The following is an 18,013-nucleotide window of genomic DNA, read 5'->3' on the forward strand; positions in this document are numbered from 1 at the left end:
GCCGCATTATAGGCGCGGCGGGCGCCGCGCGGCTATGGGCGATGGTCGGTGGACTGGCCGCGCGCCGGCGCTTGTCCTTACACTGCCCGCCCCCATCGAGGAAGCCGCCATGCCTGTGATCGTCGAAGCGCCCGCCCAGCTCTCTGCCCAGGACCGCCAGGACCTGCTGCGGATCTACGCCGAGGCGCCGGCCGAGCTGCTCGCGCCCTTCGCCAACGGCGAAGCGCTGATCGATGCCGCGCTGGCCGCCGGCACCCTGATCACCGGCCGTTTCAACGACCGCCTGCTGGGCGCCGCCTGGCTGCAACGCGATGCCGATGCCTGGCGCCTGTCGCGCTTGTGCGTGCGCAAGGTCACGCGTGGCCGCGGCGTCGCCCGGCGCCTGCTGGAACAGACGCAGCAGCAGGCGGTACTGAATGGCCGCCCGCTGCGCCTGCAGGCCCCCGCCGGCTACGAGACGGCGCAAAGCCTGGCGACGCACCTGGACCTGGCCCTGGAAAACCACTGAGCGAGGCCGCCATGAACGATATCGACATCCTGATCATCGGCGCCGGCGCGGTCGGCCTGGCCTGTGCTGCACGACTGGCCGCTCCGGGGCGCAGCGTGCTGGTGGTCGAGGCGGAACGCCTGGTCGGCAGCCACACCTCCAGCCGCAACTCCGAAGTCATCCACGCCGGTATCTACTACGCGCCCGGCTCGCTCAAGGCCGAGCTGTGCCTGGAGGGGCGTGAGCGCCTGTACGCCTGGTGCGCCACCCACGATGTGCCGCACAGCCGGATCGGCAAACTGCTGGTGGCGGTGGAGGACGCCGAACTCGGCAAGCTCGAAGCCCTAGACGCCAATGCACGAGCAAGCGGCGTCCACGACCTGCAGCCGCTCGACTCCGCGCAACTGCACGCCATGGAGCCTGCCGTACGTGGAGTCGCTGCGCTGCTCTCGCCGAGCACCGGGATCATCGACAGCCACGCCTACATGCACTCGCTGCAGACGGTCGCGGAAAACAACGGCGCGCATCTGGTCCTAGACACCCGCATCGATCGCCTGCATCGCGCCGCAGACGGCTGGATCGCCGAGGGTGTCAGCGTTGGCGAGCCCTTCAGCCTGCAGGCCGCGCAGGTGATCAATGCCGGCGGACTGTTCGCCCAGCAGCTGGCGGCGAAGACCGAGGGCCTGAGCGATATTCCGCCGCTGCATTTGTGCCAGGGCCGCTACTTCACCTACAGCGGCCGCTCGCCGTTCAGCCACCTCATCTACCCGATGCCAGAAGCCAACACCGCCGGACTCGGCGTGCACGCCACCCTCGACTTAGGCGGCCAGCTGCGCTTCGGCCCGGACGTGCGCTATCTCGACGCCATCGACTACCAGGTCGACGAGCACCTGCGCGAACCTTTCGCCCAGGCCATCCGCCGCTATTTCCCCGGCCTCGACGCGCAGCGCCTGCAAGCGGGCTACGCTGGCATCCGGCCGAAACTCAGCGCCGCCGGGGAACCGGCCGCCGACTTCGTCATCCAAACCGTCTCCGATCACGGCCAGAACGGCCTGATCAACCTGTTCGGGATCGAATCGCCGGGGCTCACCGCCAGCCTGGCCATCGCCGAACGTGTTGCCGCAGCCTGCTGAGCAGGCGTGGCGCATTGATATACTCCCGCCTACTCCACCGCGCCTGAACAAGGACCCGTCCATGAAAGCGTTCGGCAAGATCCTGGGCCTCGTCGTCCTCGCCCTGCTGCTCCTGGCAGTCGCCGCCGGCTTCATCCTCACCCACTTCTTCAACCCGAACGACTACAAGGATGAGATCCGCCAGTTGGCCCGCGACAAGGCCAACCTCGAACTGAACCTGCGCGGCGATATCGGCTGGAGCCTGTTCCCCTGGCTCGGCCTGGAGCTGCACGACGCCAGCGTGGCCAGCCTGCGCACCCCGGACAAACCCTTCGCCGACCTGCAACTGCTCGGCCTCTCGGTACGCGTACTGCCGCTGCTGCGCCGCGAACTGCAGATGAGCGACATCCGCGTGCAGGGCCTGACCCTGACGCTGAACCGCGACAAGACCGGCAAGGGCAGTTGGGAAGACATCGGCAAACCGGTGCAGCCCGCCGCTGGCGCGACCACCGCGCCAACCCCGACCGAGCAGCCGAGCGCACCGGCCAAGCCGATGGCGCACGACATCGCCTCGCCGATGAAGCTCGACATCGACAGCCTCAACATCACCGATGCCCGCGTCGACTTCAGCGACGAACAGAACGGCCGCCAGTACACCGTCGAAGGGCTGAACCTGAACACCGGCGCCATCCGCGAAGGCAGCGCCATCCCCTTCAAGCTCACCGCCTACCTGGGCACCAACCAGCCGGTGACCCGCGCCAAGACCGAGCTGACCGGCAACCTGCGCTTCGACCGCGCGCTCAAGCGCTACCAACTGGAAGACGCCAAGCTCGCCGGCGAACTCTCCGGCGACCAGCTGCAAGGCAAGACCGCGACCTTCTCGGCCCAGGGCCAACTGCTGCTCGACCAGGCCGCGCAAGTCGCCGAATGGAACGGCCTGAAACTGTCGATCAACCAGCTGCGCGCGCTGGGTGAGCTCAAGGCCCGCAACCTGGACAAGGACCCGCAGTTCAGCGGCGGCATCTCCATCGCCCAGTTCAACCTGCGCGAATTCCTCGACGGTCTCGGCCAGAAGTTGCCGGCGATGGCCGACGGCAACACCCTGACCCGCCTGGAACTGGCCGCCCGTGTCGACGGCAGCAGCAACAGCGTCACCCTCAGCGACATCCACTTCAAACTCGACGACAGCAGCTTCACCGGCAACCTCGGCCTCGCCGACATCGCCAAGCAAGCCGTGCGCGCCCAGCTAAGCGGCGACCGCCTGGACCTCGACCGCTACCTGCCGGCGAAAGCCGCCAAGGCAGCCGAAGCCACCAGCAGCGCCCGCAAGTCGGAAGTCGAGGCCACTGCGGCCAGCGCCAGCAAAGGCAATTCGCCGCTGCCCAACGCACCGACCCAGCAGGCCTGGAGCGACACCCCGGCGCTGCCCCTGGTACGCCTGCGCGCGCTCGACCTGGACGTCGGCCTGAACCTCGGCCAGCTGACCCTCGACAAGCTGCCGATCGACAACGCCGTGCTCAAGCTGCACGGGCAGAACGGCCAGCTCAGCCTCGACGACCTGCGCGGCGAGCTGTACGACGGCCGTTTCAACGCCAAGGCAAGCCTCGACGTGCGCCAGGACGTGCCGCTGCTCGCCGTGCAGAAGCACATCGCCGGCGTACCCGTGGAGAAGCTGCTCGAAGCCCAGGGCCAGAAACCGCCGGTCACCGGCCTGCTCGACCTGGACGCCGACCTGACCACCCAAGGCAACAGCCAGAAGGCTTGGGTCGACAACCTAAACGGCTCCGCGCACTTCGCCCTGAACAAGGGCGTGCTGCTCAACGCCAACCTGGAAGACCAGCTGTGCCGCGGCATCGCCACGCTCAACCGCAAGGACCTGAGCGGCGACCACAGCGGCAAGGACACGCCCTTCAACGACCTGCGCGGCAGCCTGACCTTCCGCAACGGCGTGGCCAACAACCCCGACCTCAAGGCCAGTGTCCCCGGCCTGACGGTCAAGGGCGACGGCGACATCGACCTGCGCGTGCTGGGCATGGACTACCGCGTTGGCGTGATCATCGAAGGCGACAAGAGCGACATGCCCGACCCCGCCTGCGAAGTGAACAAGCGCTACGCCGGCATCGAATGGCCACTGCGCTGCCGCGGTCCGCTGGAACTGGGCGCACGCGCCTGCCGCCTGGACCAGGAAGGCGTCGGCAAGATCGCCGGGCAACTGGCCGGCCAGCGCCTGAACGAAAAACTCGAAGAGAAATTCGGCGACAAGGTCAGCCCCGACCTGAAAGACGCGCTGAAGAACCTGCTGAAGAAGAAATGACCCCCGAACGCTTCAACTCGACCGTGCTCGACTGGTTCGACCGCCACGGCCGCCATGACCTGCCCTGGCAGCGCGACATCACGCCCTACCGGGTGTGGGTCTCGGAAATCATGCTGCAACAGACCCAGGTCGCCACCGTGATGGGCTACTACGACCGCTTCATGGCCGTGCTGCCCACGGTCGCCGACCTGGCCGCCGCGCCGGAAGACGAAGTCCTGCACCTGTGGACCGGGCTCGGCTACTACAGCCGCGCACGCAACCTGCACAAGACCGCCAAGCTGGTCATGGAGCAGCACGGCGGCGAGTTTCCGCGCGACGTCGAGCAGCTCACCGAACTGCCGGGCATCGGTCGCTCCACCGCCGGCGCCATCGCCAGCATCTCCATGGGCCTGCGGGCGCCGATCCTCGACGGCAACGTCAAGCGCGTGCTTGCTCGCTTCCTCGCCTGCGACGGTTATCCAGGCGAGCCGAAGGTAGCTAAGCAGCTGTGGGAAGCCGCCGAGCGCTTCACGCCGGCCCAGCGTGCCAACCATTACACCCAGGCGATGATGGACCTGGGCGCCACCCTCTGCACCCGCAGCAAGCCGAGCTGCCTGCTCTGCCCGCTGCGCGAGGGCTGCCGCGCGCACCTGCTAGGCCGCGAGAGCGAATTCCCGGTGCCGAAGCCGCGCAAGGAATTGCCGCGCAAGCGCACGCTGATGCCGATCCTCGCCAACCGCGACGGCGCCATCCTGCTCTATCGCCGCCCCTCGACCGGTCTCTGGGGTGGCCTGTGGAGCTTCCCCGAACTGGACGACCTCGATGCACTCGACCCGCTTGCCGAGCGCCACGCCCTGCGCCTGGGCGAGCGCCGCGAGCTGCCCGGTCTGACCCACACCTTCAGCCACTTCCAACTGGCCATCGAACCCTGGCTGGTGCGCGTGGAGGACGCGGCGCCCGCCGTGGCCGAGGGCGACTGGCTCTGGTATAACCTCGCCACCCCGCCGCGGCTCGGTCTCGCCGCGCCGGTCAAGAAGCTGCTGAAACGGGCAGCCGACGCTTTGAATGCAGGAGAAATGTCATGACCCGACTGGTGATGTGCCGCAAGTACAAAGAAGAGCTGCCCGGCCTCGATCGCCCGCCCTACCCCGGCGCCAAGGGCCAGGACATCTACGAGCACGTCTCGAAGCAGGCCTGGGACGAGTGGCAGAAGCACCAGACCATGCTGATCAACGAGCGTCGTCTGAACATGATGAACGCCGAGGATCGCAAGTTCCTGCAGGCCGAAATGGACAAGTTCCTCACCGGCGAGGAATACGCCCAGGCCGAAGGCTACGTCCCGCCCAGCGCGTAAGTTTCGGTATTAACTGAAAATTTTTTCGCGGCACGCTTGACACCCCAACGCAAAACCCTTTTAATGCGCGCCACGTTGCCCAGGTAGCTCAGTTGGTAGAGCAGGGGATTGAAAATCCCCGTGTCGGCGGTTCGATTCCGTCCCTGGGCACCACCTTCAAGTTTCAGGTGGTGCAAGATCACCTGAAGCGATTAAAAAACCGGCCCTAGCGCCGGTTTTTTTATTGCCCGCGATTTGCCTCCCGCCTGCCGTATCGCCCGTTTTACACAGCCTCCGCAGCCAACTGCCTTGCGTCTCCCACCCCACGCCGCTGGTCGCCTGCCCGGCGAAAGCCCCTGTGCGCCGTTGTCTACTGGCGCGTAGCACGGGCATCTTTCAGAATGATGACGCTGCTTCAAGAATTCCGACCAAAGGACGGGTTAACGTCCCCACCTGATGCTCGTAAACGGAGTGCCTGTGCATCCTCTCAATCGCTGGTGGCAAGCGCGCGGTAACCTTGTCACTCTCGCCGCGCTGTTCCTGCTGATTCCGTTGGCCAGTCGCTACCTGCTGGGCTGGGGCAACCTGTATGGCTACCTCTCGGACCTCGCCATCGGCAGCCTGCTGATCCTCCTCCTGCACAAGCGCCACCTGCTGCTGGCGCTGCCGGTGATGGTCGTGTGGATGCTGATGTATGTCGGCAACGCCGAGCTGGTCAGCGCGGTCGGCCGCATGCCCGACCCGAGCGACCTGCACTTCCTCGCCGACCCGACCTTCGTTGGCAACTCCACCGAAGGCGGCGGCATCTCGCATCCGTGGCTGGCCGGCATCCTCGGCGGCACAATCTTCCTCGCCGCCCTGCTCTGGCGCCGCCGCGAGCAACCGCTGCCCCGCTATGCCTATGCCCTGCCAGTGGCCCTGCTGGTGGCGCACTTCGGCATGCAGTTCGTGATCCCCGCAGACGCCGACGTGTGGAAGCAGTACAACCTGCCGCACCGGCTGATCGCCGGCGTCGCCAGCCAAGGCCAACTGGCGGTCGAAGACTGGCTGGCCGGCGACCAGACGGCCACCCCGCCGGACGTTTCCGGCCTGAACCAGCAGGACCTCTCCGGCACTCCGCTGCTCGCAGGCCCAGGCGCCGCGAAGAACGTGCTGATCATCACCATGGAAGGCATCCCCGGCGCGTACGTGGAGACCAACCGCGCCGCGCTCAGCAGCAGCTACGACGAGTCCATGATGCCCAAGCTCAGCACCTGGGCAACCCGGGCCATGGACACTCCCGACTACGTGACGCACAGCCACCAGACCATCCGTGGCCTCTACGCGATGCTCTGTGGCGACTTCAGCGAGCTGAACAACGGCACGCCCAAGGCCGTCGAGCTGCTGTCGAACCCGCGCCGCGCCTCCGAGTGCCTGCCCTCGCAACTGCACAAGCACGGCTTCACCACGCACTTCCTGCAAGGTGCCGGCCTGCGTTTCATGGCCAAGGACAAAGTGATGCCCGCCATGGGCTTCGACACCACCCTCGGCCGTGACTGGTTCAAGAAGCCGCCCTACCTGGAATTCGCCTGGGGCATGGACGACAAGGCCTTCTTCGAAGGCGCGCTCGATTACATCGGTGAGCTGCGCAAGGACAAGAAGCCCTGGATGCTGACCCTCCTTACCGTCGGCACCCACCAGCCCTATTCGGCGACCCCGGAATACCTGGCCAAGTACCCGACCGCCCGCAAAGCTGCCGTGGCGTACCTGGATGACGCCGTCGACGCCTTCCTCGCCGGCCTGGAGAAACAGGGCGTGCTCAAGGACACCCTGGTGATCGTCACCTCCGACGAATCCCACGGCATCGACAACGTACGCCTGGCCTCATCCTGGGGCATGAACCTGGTGCTCGCCCCCGAACAGGCTGCGCTGCCGCCGGTGAAGGATGGCGTGTACGGCCACGTCGACCTGGCCACCTCGATCCTCGACTACTTCGGCTTCGCACCGCCGAAGGACATGGCCGGCCGTTCGCTGTTCCGCGAGTACGACAAGGGCCGCGAGATGGTGTCCTTCACCAATGGCATGCTGCGCTTCCACGACGGCAAGCACACCTTCACCGAGTGCGACTTCCAGCAGGTCTGCCGGCGCTACGAGAGCGATGGCTTCATCGCCGACAGCGCGCGCTTCATCGGTCGTTTCAGCGGCCGCGAAGCACGCATGCTGGCCGCCCGCGCGGACATCCTCGACCACTCGGTATCCGGTAGCAACGGTGCACTGGGCCAAGAGCTCCAGTTCGCCACGCGCGAGCACATCCAGCTGAAGCCGAAGGTGACCAACGAGTACACCGACAACCTGATCGGCGCCCAGTACCTGGAATTCCCGGCCGACAGCCGCACCACGGTGACCATGAAGATCCGCGCGCTGCAGATGGACGACAAGGGCGCCCGGGTGCAGCTCCACACTCGGGAGTTCGAGAAGCTGGTGCCGGTGCCGATCCCCGAATTCCCGCTGCTCACCCGCGACAAGCCGCTGGAGATGACCTTCTCCTTCGACAACGAGCGGGCACGCAAGGCGTTCTCCTTCCACCTGATCGCCGAAGGCCAGGGCACCATCGAGATCACCGATTTCCATGTGCAGACGCAGCCGCGCAAATCCACCATCGACGCCCGCCAGGTCGCTCCGACTCGCGTCGCCGGCAGCAACGCCCTTCCCGGCCCGCGCATCGGTGGTCGCCCGGCACTGATGGCCGGACAGCTGGACGAGCTCGACCAGGAAAGCAGCGACGGCCAGAGCAGCGACACCGACGCGCCCCTCACCCAGTAAGCCCCGCCCTCTCCCTGCTCCCGCCCGGCGTCCTGCCGGGCGGGAGCGCGGTCTTTCCCATCGCCCCCGAAGCTGGCACTATCGCGCGCTTCGCTCGCCCCCACCCCGGGCGCGAGCCGATGGCGCAGCGCGTCCCGCGACCCGGCGATCCCGGTGTTCAGCCCAGGCGACAAGGCACTTCGGCAATGCGACAACTTGTCACTACTCCCCCTGCGACCCTGCAGATCGCGTGATAGGTTGCGCTTCGCCAGAAAGGCCCCACCCCCTGCAGCGGTCCGCCGCCAGGCACCCAATAACAAGAGAGGAGCCCCTTATGGCCGAGGCCATACCCGCCCTGGAAATCCGTAACCTGCACAAGCGTTACGGTGACCTGGAAGTGCTCAAGGGCATTTCCCTGACCGCCCGCGACGGCGACGTGATCTCCATCCTTGGCTCCTCCGGTTCCGGAAAGTCGACCTTCCTGCGCTGCGTCAACCTGCTGGAGAACCCGCACCAGGGCCAGATCCTGGTGGCCGGCGAAGAGCTCAAGCTGAAGAAGGCCAAAGACGGAGCACTGGTCGCCGCCGACAACCGGCAGATCAACCGTCTGCGCAGCGAACTGGGCTTCGTCTTCCAGAACTTCAACCTCTGGCCGCACATGAGCATCCTCGACAACATCATCGAGGCGCCGCGCCGTGTGCTGGGCAAGACCAAGGCCGAAGCCACCGAGATCGCCGAGGCCCTGCTGGCCAAGGTCGGCATCGCCGACAAGCGCCACAGTTTCCCCGCCCAGCTTTCCGGCGGCCAGCAGCAGCGCGCCGCCATCGCCCGCACCCTGGCCATGCAACCGAAGGTCATCCTCTTCGACGAGCCGACCTCCGCGCTCGACCCGGAGATGGTCCAGGAAGTGCTCAACGTGATCCGCGCCCTCGCCGAGGAAGGCCGGACCATGTTGCTGGTCACCCACGAAATGAATTTCGCCCGCCAGGTTTCCAGTGAGGTGGTGTTCCTCCACCAGGGCCTGGTCGAGGAGCAGGGAACGCCCGAGCAGGTCTTCGAGAACCCGCAATCGGCCCGCTGCAAGCAGTTCATGTCCAGCCACCGCTAATGGAGCTATTTCACGTGAAGAACTACAAGAAGATCCTCCTCGCCGCCGCTGCCACCCTGGCCTTCGGCGCCCACGCGGTCGCCGCCGAGAAGCTGCGCATCGGCACCGAAGGCGCCTACCCGCCCTTCAACGGCATCGACGCCAGCGGCCAGGTGGTCGGCTTCGACATCGACATCGCCAAGGCGCTGTGCGCCAAGATGAAGACCGAGTGCGACGTGGTCACCTCCGACTGGGACGGCATCATCCCGGCCCTGAACGCCAAGAAGTTCGACTTCATCGTCGCCTCCATGTCGATCACCGACGAGCGCAAGCAGGCGGTCGACTTCACCACCCCGTACTACACCAACAAGCTGCAGTTCGTGGCCCCCAAGTCGGTTGACTTCAAGACCGACAACGCCGCGCTGAAAGGCAAGGTGATCGGTGCGCAGCGCGCCACCATCGCCGGCACCTGGCTGGAAGACCACCTCAACGACGTGGTCACCATCAAGCTCTACGACACCCAGGAAAACGCCTACCTGGACCTGTCCTCGGGCCGCCTGGACGGCGTGCTGGCCGACAAGTTCGTGCAGTACGACTGGCTGAAGAGCGACGCTGGCAAGGACTTCGAGTTCAAGGGCCAACCGGTCTTCGACAATGACAAGATCGGCATCGCCGTGCGCAAGGGCGACCCGCTGCGCGACAAGCTGAATGCCGCGCTGAAGGAAATCGTCGACGACGGTACCTACAAGAAGATCAACGACAAGTACTTCCCCTTCAGCATCCAGTGATGCCGACCCGGCGCGCCGCCTGAACCGCGGCGCGCTCCCTGCCCAGGCGTGACTCCCATGATTTTCGACCTGCACGGTTTCGGCCCGCAGCTGGCGGCCGGCACACTGATGACGCTCAAGCTGTCGCTGGCGGCGGTCTGCCTCGGCCTGCTGCTCGGCCTGCTCGGCGCCATCGCCAAGACTTCGAAGAACCCCGCCCTGCGTATGCTGGGCGGCACCTACACCACCATCGTCCGCGGCGTCCCGGAAACCCTCTGGGTGCTGGTGATCTACTTCGGCAGCGTGGCCGGCCTGAATGCCCTGGGTGCGCTGTTCGGCAACCCCGAACTGGCCCTCAGCCCGTTCGCCGCTGGCGTCTGCGCCCTCGGCCTGTGCTTCGGCGCCTACGCCACTGAGGTGTTCCGGGGCGCGCTGTTGGCGGTACCCAAGGGCCACCGCGAAGCCGGACAGGCACTGGGCCTGTCTGCCCCGCGAATCTTCTGGCGCATCGTCCTGCCGCAAGTCTGGCGCGTGGCGCTGCCGGGCCTGGGCAACCTCTACCTGATCCTGCTCAAGGACACCGCGCTGGTGTCGCTGATCACCCTCGACGAGATCATGCGCAAAGCGGCAGCGGCGACCAACGCGACCAAGGAACCCTTCACCTTCTACATGGCCGCAGCGCTGATCTACCTGAGCCTGACCGTCTTCGTCATGGCGGCCCTGCATTACTTCGAAGGCCGCGCAGGACGTGGCTTCGTGAGGAACGAGCTATGAGCGTGTGGGAACTGCTGCTGAAGTGGACGCCGAAGATGTTCGAGGGCGTCCAGCTGACCCTGGAGCTGCTGGCCATCGCCGTGGTCGCCGGCCTGGCCCTCGCAGTGCCGCTGGGCATCGCCCGCGCCTCGCGGCACTGGTACGTGCGCGCGCTGCCCTACGCCTACATCTTCTTCTTCCGCGGTACGCCGCTGCTGCTGCAACTGTTCATCGTCTACTACGGCCTGGCGCAGTTCGACGCGGTCCGCCAGGGCCCGCTCTGGCCCTACCTGCGCGATCCGTACTGGTGCGCGCTGGTGACCATGACCATGCACACTGCTGCGTACATCGCGGAGATCCTGCGGGGCGCCATCCACGCGATTCCGGTCGGTGAAGTGGAAGCTGCGCGCTCGCTGGGCATGTCCAAGCGCCAGGCACTGCTGCACATCATCCTGCCGCGCGCCGCGCGCATCGCCCTGCCGGCCTACAGCAACGAGATCATCCTCATGCTCAAGGCCAGCGCCGTGGTGTACACCGTGACCCTGTTCGACATCATGGGCGTAACCCGCACCATCAACGCGCGCACCTACGAGAACATGCTGTTCTTCTGCTACGCCGGTGCGCTCTACCTGCTCATCACCCTGGTGCTCACTCGCGGCTTCCGCCTGGCCGAACGCTGGCTGCGCGTCGAGGCCATGCAAGGCCGCTGACCGGCGCTCCCCGGGACGGCGGTGGCGCCGCTATAATCGCCGCCCCGCCGCTTCCCTCCAGCACCTGCCGTGGCCGAACCGACAATCCCCTGCCTGACGGGCGACGCCCTGCTCCAGCGCTTCGAAGCGCTGGATGGGTTCCTGCTCGCCCATCAGCAGCTCTGGCGGCCGAAGCCCTTCACCGAGCTGACGCTGCCCTGGGAAGCCGAACATCCCGCGCTGGCCGCCTGGCTGCGCCGGCGCAGCCTCGAAGAGGCGGATGCCGCGCACAACCATCCGCAGCATCTACCCGCGCCCGCACCTTTCCCTGAACTGGCAGCCCAGGCTGCGCGCCTGGCGGAAGTCGGCGAGTTGCCCGAGCAGCCCCTGCCGAAGCTGCCAGCGCAATTCCAGGTCGACGTGCCCGGGCGCAAGTGGCAGCAGATCGAAGCCTTCGCCAGCCGCCTGAACTTCTCCACGCCGCCAGTGCAGTGGCTCGACTGGTGCGCCGGCAAAGGGCACCTGGGACGCCTGCTGGCCCACGGCGGAGAAGCGCTGCTGAGCCTCGAGCGTGACCTCGCGCTGGTCAACGATGGCCAGCGCATGAGCGATCGCCTCGGCCTGCGCGCCATGCACGTCGAGCAGGACGTCCTGGCCGAAGGCGCCAGCCGCTACCTGCAACCCGGGCAGACCGCCGTGGCCCTGCATGCCTGCGGCGACCTGCATGTCACCCTGCTGCGCCAGGCCGTCGGCCGAAACTGCCGTCAACTGGCGGTGGCACCCTGCTGCTACAACCGGATCACCAGCGAGGACTATCAGCCGTTATCCACAAGCGCCGGCGCCTCGGCACTGCGCTTGAACCAGGACGACCTGCGGCTGCCCCTCACCGAAACCGTCACCGCCGGCTCCCGCGTGCGGCGCCAGCGCGACGCCTCCATGGCGCGGCGTCTGGCTTTCGATCTGCTGCAGCGGGAACTGCGCGGTGAGGACTGCTATCTGCCCGTGCCCTCCGTGGCACCGGACTGGCTGCACAAACCCTTCGCCGACTACTGCCGCGACCTGGCTGCCCTGAAGGGCTTGCCGACGCCGAGCGAACGCGACTGGGCCGCCCTCGAGGCGCGAGGCCGTCAGCGCCTGGCCGAAGTGCGCAACCTGGAACTGCTGCGCGGGCTTTTCCGCCGCCCGCTGGAACTCTGGCTGCTGCTGGACCGTGCGCTGTTCCTCGACGAACAGGGCTATCGCGTGCGTTTAGGCGCCTTCTGCTCAGCAAGCCTCACCCCGCGCAACCTGCTGATCATCGCCGAGCGCGCCTAGTACAAGCGTTCCAAAACGTCACCCACAAAAGCTGTGGATAACTCTGTTGAGAAAAACGGGATATCGCTTGCCGAAGCCCGTCCTCACGCCCCTCCGCTTGACCTGCTCATTTTTTGAGCGCTAAAAAATTAATCCTTTAAAAACAATCGGTTATCTATTATTGCGAAGTCGGTCAAGATTTTCCGGCAATAGCCGGGCGTGCTCGCCCCAGGCTTGTGCATAAGCCCCGAAATCGCTCGCCTCCACGCACATCGAACGAGCACCCTGGCGTTTCACCTGCGGATCGAAGAGGCGCAAAAGGAATTTATTGTTGCTCACTTGCAACAATCAGCTATTTGCCAATAGCTGTCTGGGCAGTATTATTTCGAAACACATTAGCTGCCTAGACAGTAATTAGCCTTGCCATGGATCACTATCGTGCTTCGGACTTCCCATTCAAGGGGTCTATCGGCCAACTGCTCGCCCACGCCGCGATCCTGAAGGACCGCCTGCTGGACAAGCACCTGGCACACCTGGACATCACCGCCGCGCAATTCAAGGTGCTGTTCTTCGTCGGTCACAACCGCGCTAATACGCCGGCCGAGCTGTGCCGCGAGCTCTCCATCGACAGCGGCTCGATGACCCGCATGCTCGACCGCCTGGAAAAGAAAGAGCTGCTGCTGCGCAACCCGTGCCCCAACGACCGCCGCAGCGTGCGCCTGCACCTCAGCCCGGCCGGCGAGGCAGTGAATGCCGAGGCGCCGCAGATCGCTTCCCAGGCGATGAATGAGTTGGTCGGCTGCCTTTCCAGCGAGGAACTGCAGACCCTGACCCACCTGCTCGACAAGATCCTGCGCAGTCATGACGCCGCGACCTGCGCGGCGCAGGAGAACTGACCCATGCCAGCCCTTCGCCCCCTCGGCCGCGCCTATGCGCTGGCCATGCTGAGTGCTGCGGCCCTCACCGGTTGCGTCAGCTCCGCGGGCCTCGCGCCCAGCGGCAAGACCCTCGATCCGGCGCACCTGCAGGCAGGCCGCAGCCTCGACGGCACTCCGCTGTCCAACGCCGCCTGGCCGCGCCAGGACTGGTGGTCGAGCCTGAGCGACCCACAGCTCGACAGCCTGATCGGCGAAGCCCTTAAAGGCACCCCGGACCTGCAGATCGCCGATGCCCGCGCTCGCCAGGCAGCCGCCGCCGCCAACGCCGCCGACGCCGAACGCATGCCGACGTTGAACGCCAAGGCCAGCTACGCCGGCATCCGTGCACCGACCAGCGTCGTCCCGTCGCCCATCGGCGGACACTACGCGGCAGTGAAGTACGGTGCGCTCAGCTTCAACTACGACCTCGACCTCTGGGGCGGCCAGCGCGCCGCCTGGGAAGCCGCACTCGGCCAAGCCAATGCCGCCGAGGTGGACCGTCAGGCCGCGAGCATCAATCTCTCCGTGAATGTCGCCCGTGCCTACAGCGAACTCGGCCACGCCTTTATCGTTCGCGACCTGGCCAAGGACGAACTGGACCGCTCGCAGCGCCTCTTCGAGCTGAGCAAGAAGCGCATGGATGCGGGCCTGGACAGCAAGGTGCAGCTGCAACAGACCCAGACCCAGGTCGCCAGCGCCCGTGAACAACTGGCCGCCGCCGAGCAGCAAATCGCCAGCGACCGCATCTCGCTGGCCGTGCTCCTCGGCCAGGGCCCCGACCGCGGACTGGAACTGCAACGCCCACGCGCACTGCAAGCCAACGCCCTGAGCCTGCCGTCGAACTTGCCCGCCGAGCTCCTCGGCCGGCGTCCGGACATAGTCGCGGCACGCTGGCGCGTGGAGGCTGCGAACAAGGACATCCAGTCGGCGAAGACGCAGTTCTATCCGAACATCAACCTGGGCGCGATGATCGGCCTGGCCAGCATGCACAGCAGCGATCTGCTGTCGGCGCCGAGCCGCTTCTACCAGATCGCCCCGGCCATTTCCCTGCCGCTGTTCGACGGCGGCCGCCTGCGCGCCAACCTGGCGGGCAAGGACGCCGACTACGACCTGGCCGTCGCGCAGTACAACAAGACCCTGGTCAACGCCCTCGGCGAGGTCAGCGACGACCTCAGCCAGCTGCGCTCCCTGGAGCAGCGCCTGGTCGACCAGCGCGAGGCGCGCGACATCGCCAAGTCCAACTTCGAACTGGCCATGCGTCGCTACGGCGAAGGCGTGGGCAACTACCTGGACGCCCTGAGCGTGCAGCAGCAGTTGCTCGTCGCCGAGCGCGAACTGGCCAATCTGGACGCCCAACGCATCGACCTGTCCGTGCAACTGGTACAGGCCCTCGGCGGCGGTTTCCAGGCCGACTCCACCCCTTCCGCCCCGCTCGCCCAGGCGGGCGCAGCTGCCGTGCACTAAGAGGCAACCGCCATGACCACCGATACCCAAGAAACCACCGGCGGCAATCCCCAGCGCAAGCGCTGGCTACTGATCCTGACCGTCGTCGTCATCCTCGCCGGCATCGCAGCCGCCGCCTGGGAGTTCCTCTATGGCCGCTGGCACGAAGACACCGATGACGCCTACGTAAACGGCAACGTCGTGCAGATCACCCCGCAGATCACCGGCACCGTGGTCAGCATCGGCGCCGACGACGGCGACCTGGTGCAGAAAGGCCAGGTGCTGGTGAAATTCGACCCCAGCGACGCCGACGTCGCCCTGCAGCAGGCCGAGGCCAATCTCGCCCGCAGCGTCCGCCAGGTGCGCGGGCTGTACAGCAACGTAGACGGCTACAAGGCCGACGTAGCGGCGAAGAAGGTCGCCCTGGCCAAGGCCGAGGCGGACTTCAAGCGCCGGCAGAACCTGGCCAATGACGGCGCCATCTCCCAGGAAGAGCTGGCCCACGCCCGTGACGCCCTGGACACCGCACGCAGCTCCCTGACCAGCTCCGAACAACAGCTCGACACCAATCGCGCGCTGGTCGACGACACCGTCATTTCCTCCCACCCGGACGTCAAGGCAGCCGCCGCCAAGCTGCGCCAGGCCTACCTCGACGACGCCCGCGCGGTGATAGTCGCGCCGGTCACCGGCTACGTCGCCAAGCGCACCGTGCAGGTCGGCCAGCGTGTGCAACCGGGCGCCGCGCTGATGGCGGTGATCCCGCTGGACCAGGTGTGGATCGACGCCAACTTCAAGGAAACCCAGCTGCAACACATGCGCATCGGCCAGCCGGTGGAGATCCGCTCCGACCTCTACGGCAGCTCGGTCCAGTACCAGGGCTCGGTGGAAAGCCTCGGCGTCGGCACCGGCAGCGCCTTCTCCCTGCTGCCGGCGCAGAACGCCACCGGCAACTGGATCAAGATCGTGCAGCGCGTCCCGGTGCGCATTCGCATCGACGCCAAGCAACTCGAAGAGCACCCGCTGCGCATCGGCCTGTCGATGGACGTGAAGGTCGACCTGCACGACCAGAGCGGCCCGGCGCTGGCTCAGCAGTCGCCCCACGAAGCGGTGTTCTCCACCGACGTCTATCAGCAGCAACTGGCCTCGGCGGACCAGCTCATCGAGCAGCTGATCCACGCCAACATGGCCGACGGCCGCAGCCGCAGCACCGCCGCGCGCTGAGCCAGGAAGCATCATGAGCGAGAACAGCAACGGCGCCTTCAGCCCGCCCAGCCTGGTGATGGCCACCATCGGCCTGTCCCTGGCGACCTTCATGCAGGTGCTGGACACCACCATCGCCAACGTCGCCCTGCCGACCATCTCCGGCAACCTCGGGGTGAGCGCCGAGCAGGGCACCTGGGTGATCACCTCGTTCGCGGTCAGCAACGCCATCGCCCTTCCGCTCACCGGCTGGCTCAGCCGCAAGGTAGGCGAGGTGCGGCTGTTCATCGCGGCGACCATCCTCTTCGTGATCGCCTCGTTCCTCTGCGGCGTCGCGCAGCAGATGGGCATGCTGGTCGGCTTCCGCGCCCTGCAGGGCTTCGTCGCCGGGCCGCTGTACCCGATCACCCAGACCCTGCTGATCTCCATCTACCCACCAGCCAAACGGGGCATGGCCCTGGCGCTGCTGGCGATGGTCACGGTGGTGGCGCCCATCGCCGGGCCGATCCTCGGCGGCTGGATCACCGACAGCTACAGCTGGCCGTGGATCTTCTTCATCAACGTGCCCATCGGCCTGTTCGCCGCGATGGTGGTCTACCAGCAACTGAAGAAGCGCCCGGTGGTGATCAAGCACGCACCGATGGACTACATGGGCCTGGCGATGCTGGTGATAGGCGTAGGTGCGCTGCAGATCGTGCTCGACAAGGGCAACGACCTGGACTGGTTCGAGTCGAACTTCATCGTCGGCGGCACCGTCGTCTCGGTCATCGCCCTGGCGGTCTTCGTGATCTGGGAACTCACCGACAAGCACCCGATCGTCAACCTGCGGCTCTTCGTGCACCGCAACTTCACCTTCGGCACCCTGGCGCTGGTGGGCGGATACGCGGCCTTCTTCGGCATGAACCTGCTACTGCCGCAGTGGCTGCAAACCCAGATGGGCTACACCGCCACCTGGGCCGGCCTGGCTGCGGCGCCGATCGGCATCCTGCCGGTGTTCCTCTCGCCGCTGGTCGGCCGCTACGCCAACAACTTCGACCTGCGCGTGCTGGCCGGCGTGGCATTCCTGGTGATGTCCGCCAGCAGCTTCATGCGGGCCAGCTTCACGACCGACGTGGACTACTTGCACATCGCGCTGGTGCAAATGTTCATGGGCCTGGGCGTGGCCTTCTTCTTCATGCCGATCCTCAGCATCCTGCTCTCCGACCTGCCGCCGGACCAGATCGCCGACGGCTCGGGCCTGGCCACCTTCCTCCGCACCCTCGGCGGCAGCTTCGCAGCCTCGCTGACCACCTGGATCTGGAACCGCCGCGCCACCCAGCACCACGCCTACCTGACCGAGAACCTGAGCACCTTCGACCCAGCGACCCGCGACGCGCTGCACAACCTCGGCGGCAACAGCCAGCACGGCGCGGCAATGCTCGAGCGCATGGTGGAAAGCCAGGCCTACATGATCTCGACGGTGGACTACTTCACCCTGCTCGGCTGGACCTTCCTGGCCCTGCTGTTCGTGATCTGGATGGCCAAGCCCCCCTTCGGCGCCAAGCCCGGAGCCGCCGCCAGCGCTCACTGACCGATCGAAGGGACGCAGGAAAATCAGTGGTTTACACCGACAGGCACGTCGCTATAATGGCGACCCTCCTTGCCGGTATAGCTCAGCTGGTAGAGCAACTGACTTGTAATCAGTAGGTCCCGGGTTCGATTCCTGGTGCCGGCACCATTAAATAGATTCAGGCGGTGCCAAGCAGTGTCATGAATCCGCCACAAAGCCCGCCTCGCGCGGGCTTTGTGTTTCATGCAGTGCCATCCAGCCTCATCCAAGCGCTTGCCATTTGAGTACCCGTGTAAGTACCTTTAGATT

The 18,013-nt window shown here is 66.2% G+C and carries 15 protein-coding genes and 2 tRNA genes; all 17 read left to right on the forward strand.

Annotated features, from left to right (window positions below):
• Nucleotides 1-109 precede the first annotated feature (109 nt).
• The 17 genes from PKB_RS26775 (at nt 110) to PKB_RS26855 (ending at nt 17,872) form a co-directional block, all read left to right on the forward strand.
• Nucleotides 110-508, forward strand: coding sequence for an acetyl-CoA sensor PanZ family protein (locus tag PKB_RS26775; protein WP_043256090.1), 399 nt, complete (start codon nt 110-112; stop codon nt 506-508).
• 11 nt (nt 509-519) lie between these two features.
• Nucleotides 520-1,620: an NAD(P)/FAD-dependent oxidoreductase gene (locus PKB_RS26780; protein ID WP_043256091.1), complete on the forward strand. Its 1,101-nt coding sequence runs from the start codon at nt 520-522 to the stop codon at nt 1,618-1,620.
• A 61-nt stretch (nt 1,621-1,681) separates the two neighbouring features.
• The gene (locus PKB_RS26785; protein ID WP_043256093.1) at nt 1,682-3,913 is read left to right on the forward strand and encodes an AsmA family protein; all 2,232 of its coding nucleotides are present in this window, start codon (nt 1,682-1,684) and stop codon (nt 3,911-3,913) included.
• Nucleotides 3,910-4,977, forward strand: coding sequence for an A/G-specific adenine glycosylase (gene mutY, locus PKB_RS26790; protein WP_043256095.1), 1,068 nt, complete (start codon nt 3,910-3,912; stop codon nt 4,975-4,977). Before PKB_RS26785 ends, mutY begins: the two co-directional genes overlap by 4 nt.
• Nucleotides 4,974-5,246 carry an oxidative damage protection protein gene (locus PKB_RS26795; protein WP_043256096.1) on the forward strand — a complete coding sequence of 91 codons (273 nt, stop codon included), beginning with the start codon at nt 4,974-4,976 and terminating at the stop codon, nt 5,244-5,246. Before mutY ends, PKB_RS26795 begins: the two co-directional genes overlap by 4 nt.
• A 77-nt stretch (nt 5,247-5,323) precedes the next feature.
• A tRNA-Phe gene (locus tag PKB_RS26800) sits at nt 5,324-5,399 on the forward strand.
• Nucleotides 5,400-5,702: 303 nt separating this feature from the next.
• A complete protein-coding gene (locus tag PKB_RS26805; RefSeq protein ID WP_043256097.1) occupies nt 5,703-8,027 on the forward strand; it encodes an LTA synthase family protein in 2,325 nt (774 codons plus the stop codon).
• Between the two features lie 313 nt (nt 8,028-8,340).
• Nucleotides 8,341-9,114 carry an ABC transporter ATP-binding protein gene (locus PKB_RS26810; protein ID WP_043256098.1) on the forward strand — a complete coding sequence of 258 codons (774 nt, stop codon included), beginning with the start codon at nt 8,341-8,343 and terminating at the stop codon, nt 9,112-9,114.
• 14 nt (nt 9,115-9,128) lie between these two features.
• Nucleotides 9,129-9,881, forward strand: coding sequence for an ABC transporter substrate-binding protein (locus PKB_RS26815; RefSeq protein WP_043256100.1), 753 nt, complete (start codon nt 9,129-9,131; stop codon nt 9,879-9,881).
• 57 nt (nt 9,882-9,938) lie between these two features.
• Complete coding sequence (locus PKB_RS26820) at nt 9,939-10,634, forward strand: ABC transporter permease (RefSeq protein WP_043256102.1); 696 nt, start codon at nt 9,939-9,941, stop codon at nt 10,632-10,634.
• Nucleotides 10,631-11,323 carry an ABC transporter permease gene (locus PKB_RS26825; protein WP_043256105.1) on the forward strand — a complete coding sequence of 231 codons (693 nt, stop codon included), beginning with the start codon at nt 10,631-10,633 and terminating at the stop codon, nt 11,321-11,323. Before PKB_RS26820 ends, PKB_RS26825 begins: the two co-directional genes overlap by 4 nt.
• Nucleotides 11,324-11,392: 69 nt before the next feature.
• Nucleotides 11,393-12,616, forward strand: coding sequence for a methyltransferase (locus PKB_RS26830; RefSeq protein WP_084166740.1), 1,224 nt, complete (start codon nt 11,393-11,395; stop codon nt 12,614-12,616).
• Between the two features lie 404 nt (nt 12,617-13,020).
• Nucleotides 13,021-13,491 carry a MarR family winged helix-turn-helix transcriptional regulator gene (locus tag PKB_RS26835; RefSeq protein WP_043256107.1) on the forward strand — a complete coding sequence of 157 codons (471 nt, stop codon included), beginning with the start codon at nt 13,021-13,023 and terminating at the stop codon, nt 13,489-13,491.
• A 3-nt stretch (nt 13,492-13,494) separates the two neighbouring features.
• Entirely contained in the window at nt 13,495-14,976 is a 1,482-nt protein-coding gene (locus tag PKB_RS26840; protein ID WP_043256109.1) for an efflux transporter outer membrane subunit, read from the forward strand.
• Between the two features lie 12 nt (nt 14,977-14,988).
• Entirely contained in the window at nt 14,989-16,176 is a 1,188-nt protein-coding gene (locus PKB_RS26845; protein WP_043256111.1) for an HlyD/EmrA/EmrK family protein, read from the forward strand.
• 13 nt (nt 16,177-16,189) lie between these two features.
• Nucleotides 16,190-17,725: a DHA2 family efflux MFS transporter permease subunit gene (locus PKB_RS26850; RefSeq protein ID WP_043256113.1), complete on the forward strand. Its 1,536-nt coding sequence runs from the start codon at nt 16,190-16,192 to the stop codon at nt 17,723-17,725.
• A gap of 71 nt (nt 17,726-17,796) precedes the next feature.
• A tRNA-Thr gene (locus tag PKB_RS26855) sits at nt 17,797-17,872 on the forward strand.
• The last annotated feature ends 141 nt before the right edge of the window (nt 17,873-18,013 follow it).

This window comes from Pseudomonas knackmussii B13 (genome assembly GCF_000689415.1).
Taxonomy (GTDB): domain Bacteria; phylum Pseudomonadota; class Gammaproteobacteria; order Pseudomonadales; family Pseudomonadaceae; genus Pseudomonas; species Pseudomonas knackmussii.

Bases quoted from the DNA above. Each gene is read 5' to 3' on its own strand.
- PKB_RS26775 (WP_043256090.1), top strand. From the start codon at position 110: ATGCCTGTGATCGTCGAAGCGCCCGCCCAGCTCTCTGCCCAGGACCGC.
- PKB_RS26780 (WP_043256091.1), top strand. From the start codon at position 520: ATGAACGATATCGACATCCTGATCATCGGCGCCGGCGCGGTCGGCCTG.
- PKB_RS26785 (WP_043256093.1), top strand. From the start codon at position 1,682: ATGAAAGCGTTCGGCAAGATCCTGGGCCTCGTCGTCCTCGCCCTGCTG.
- mutY (WP_043256095.1), top strand. From the start codon at position 3,910: ATGACCCCCGAACGCTTCAACTCGACCGTGCTCGACTGGTTCGACCGC.
- PKB_RS26795 (WP_043256096.1), top strand. From the start codon at position 4,974: ATGACCCGACTGGTGATGTGCCGCAAGTACAAAGAAGAGCTGCCCGGC.
- PKB_RS26810 (WP_043256098.1), top strand. From the start codon at position 8,341: ATGGCCGAGGCCATACCCGCCCTGGAAATCCGTAACCTGCACAAGCGT.
- PKB_RS26820 (WP_043256102.1), top strand. From the start codon at position 9,939: ATGATTTTCGACCTGCACGGTTTCGGCCCGCAGCTGGCGGCCGGCACA.
- PKB_RS26825 (WP_043256105.1), top strand. From the start codon at position 10,631: ATGAGCGTGTGGGAACTGCTGCTGAAGTGGACGCCGAAGATGTTCGAG.
- PKB_RS26835 (WP_043256107.1), top strand. From the start codon at position 13,021: ATGGATCACTATCGTGCTTCGGACTTCCCATTCAAGGGGTCTATCGGC.
- PKB_RS26840 (WP_043256109.1), top strand. From the start codon at position 13,495: ATGCCAGCCCTTCGCCCCCTCGGCCGCGCCTATGCGCTGGCCATGCTG.
- PKB_RS26845 (WP_043256111.1), top strand. From the start codon at position 14,989: ATGACCACCGATACCCAAGAAACCACCGGCGGCAATCCCCAGCGCAAG.
- PKB_RS26850 (WP_043256113.1), top strand. From the start codon at position 16,190: ATGAGCGAGAACAGCAACGGCGCCTTCAGCCCGCCCAGCCTGGTGATG.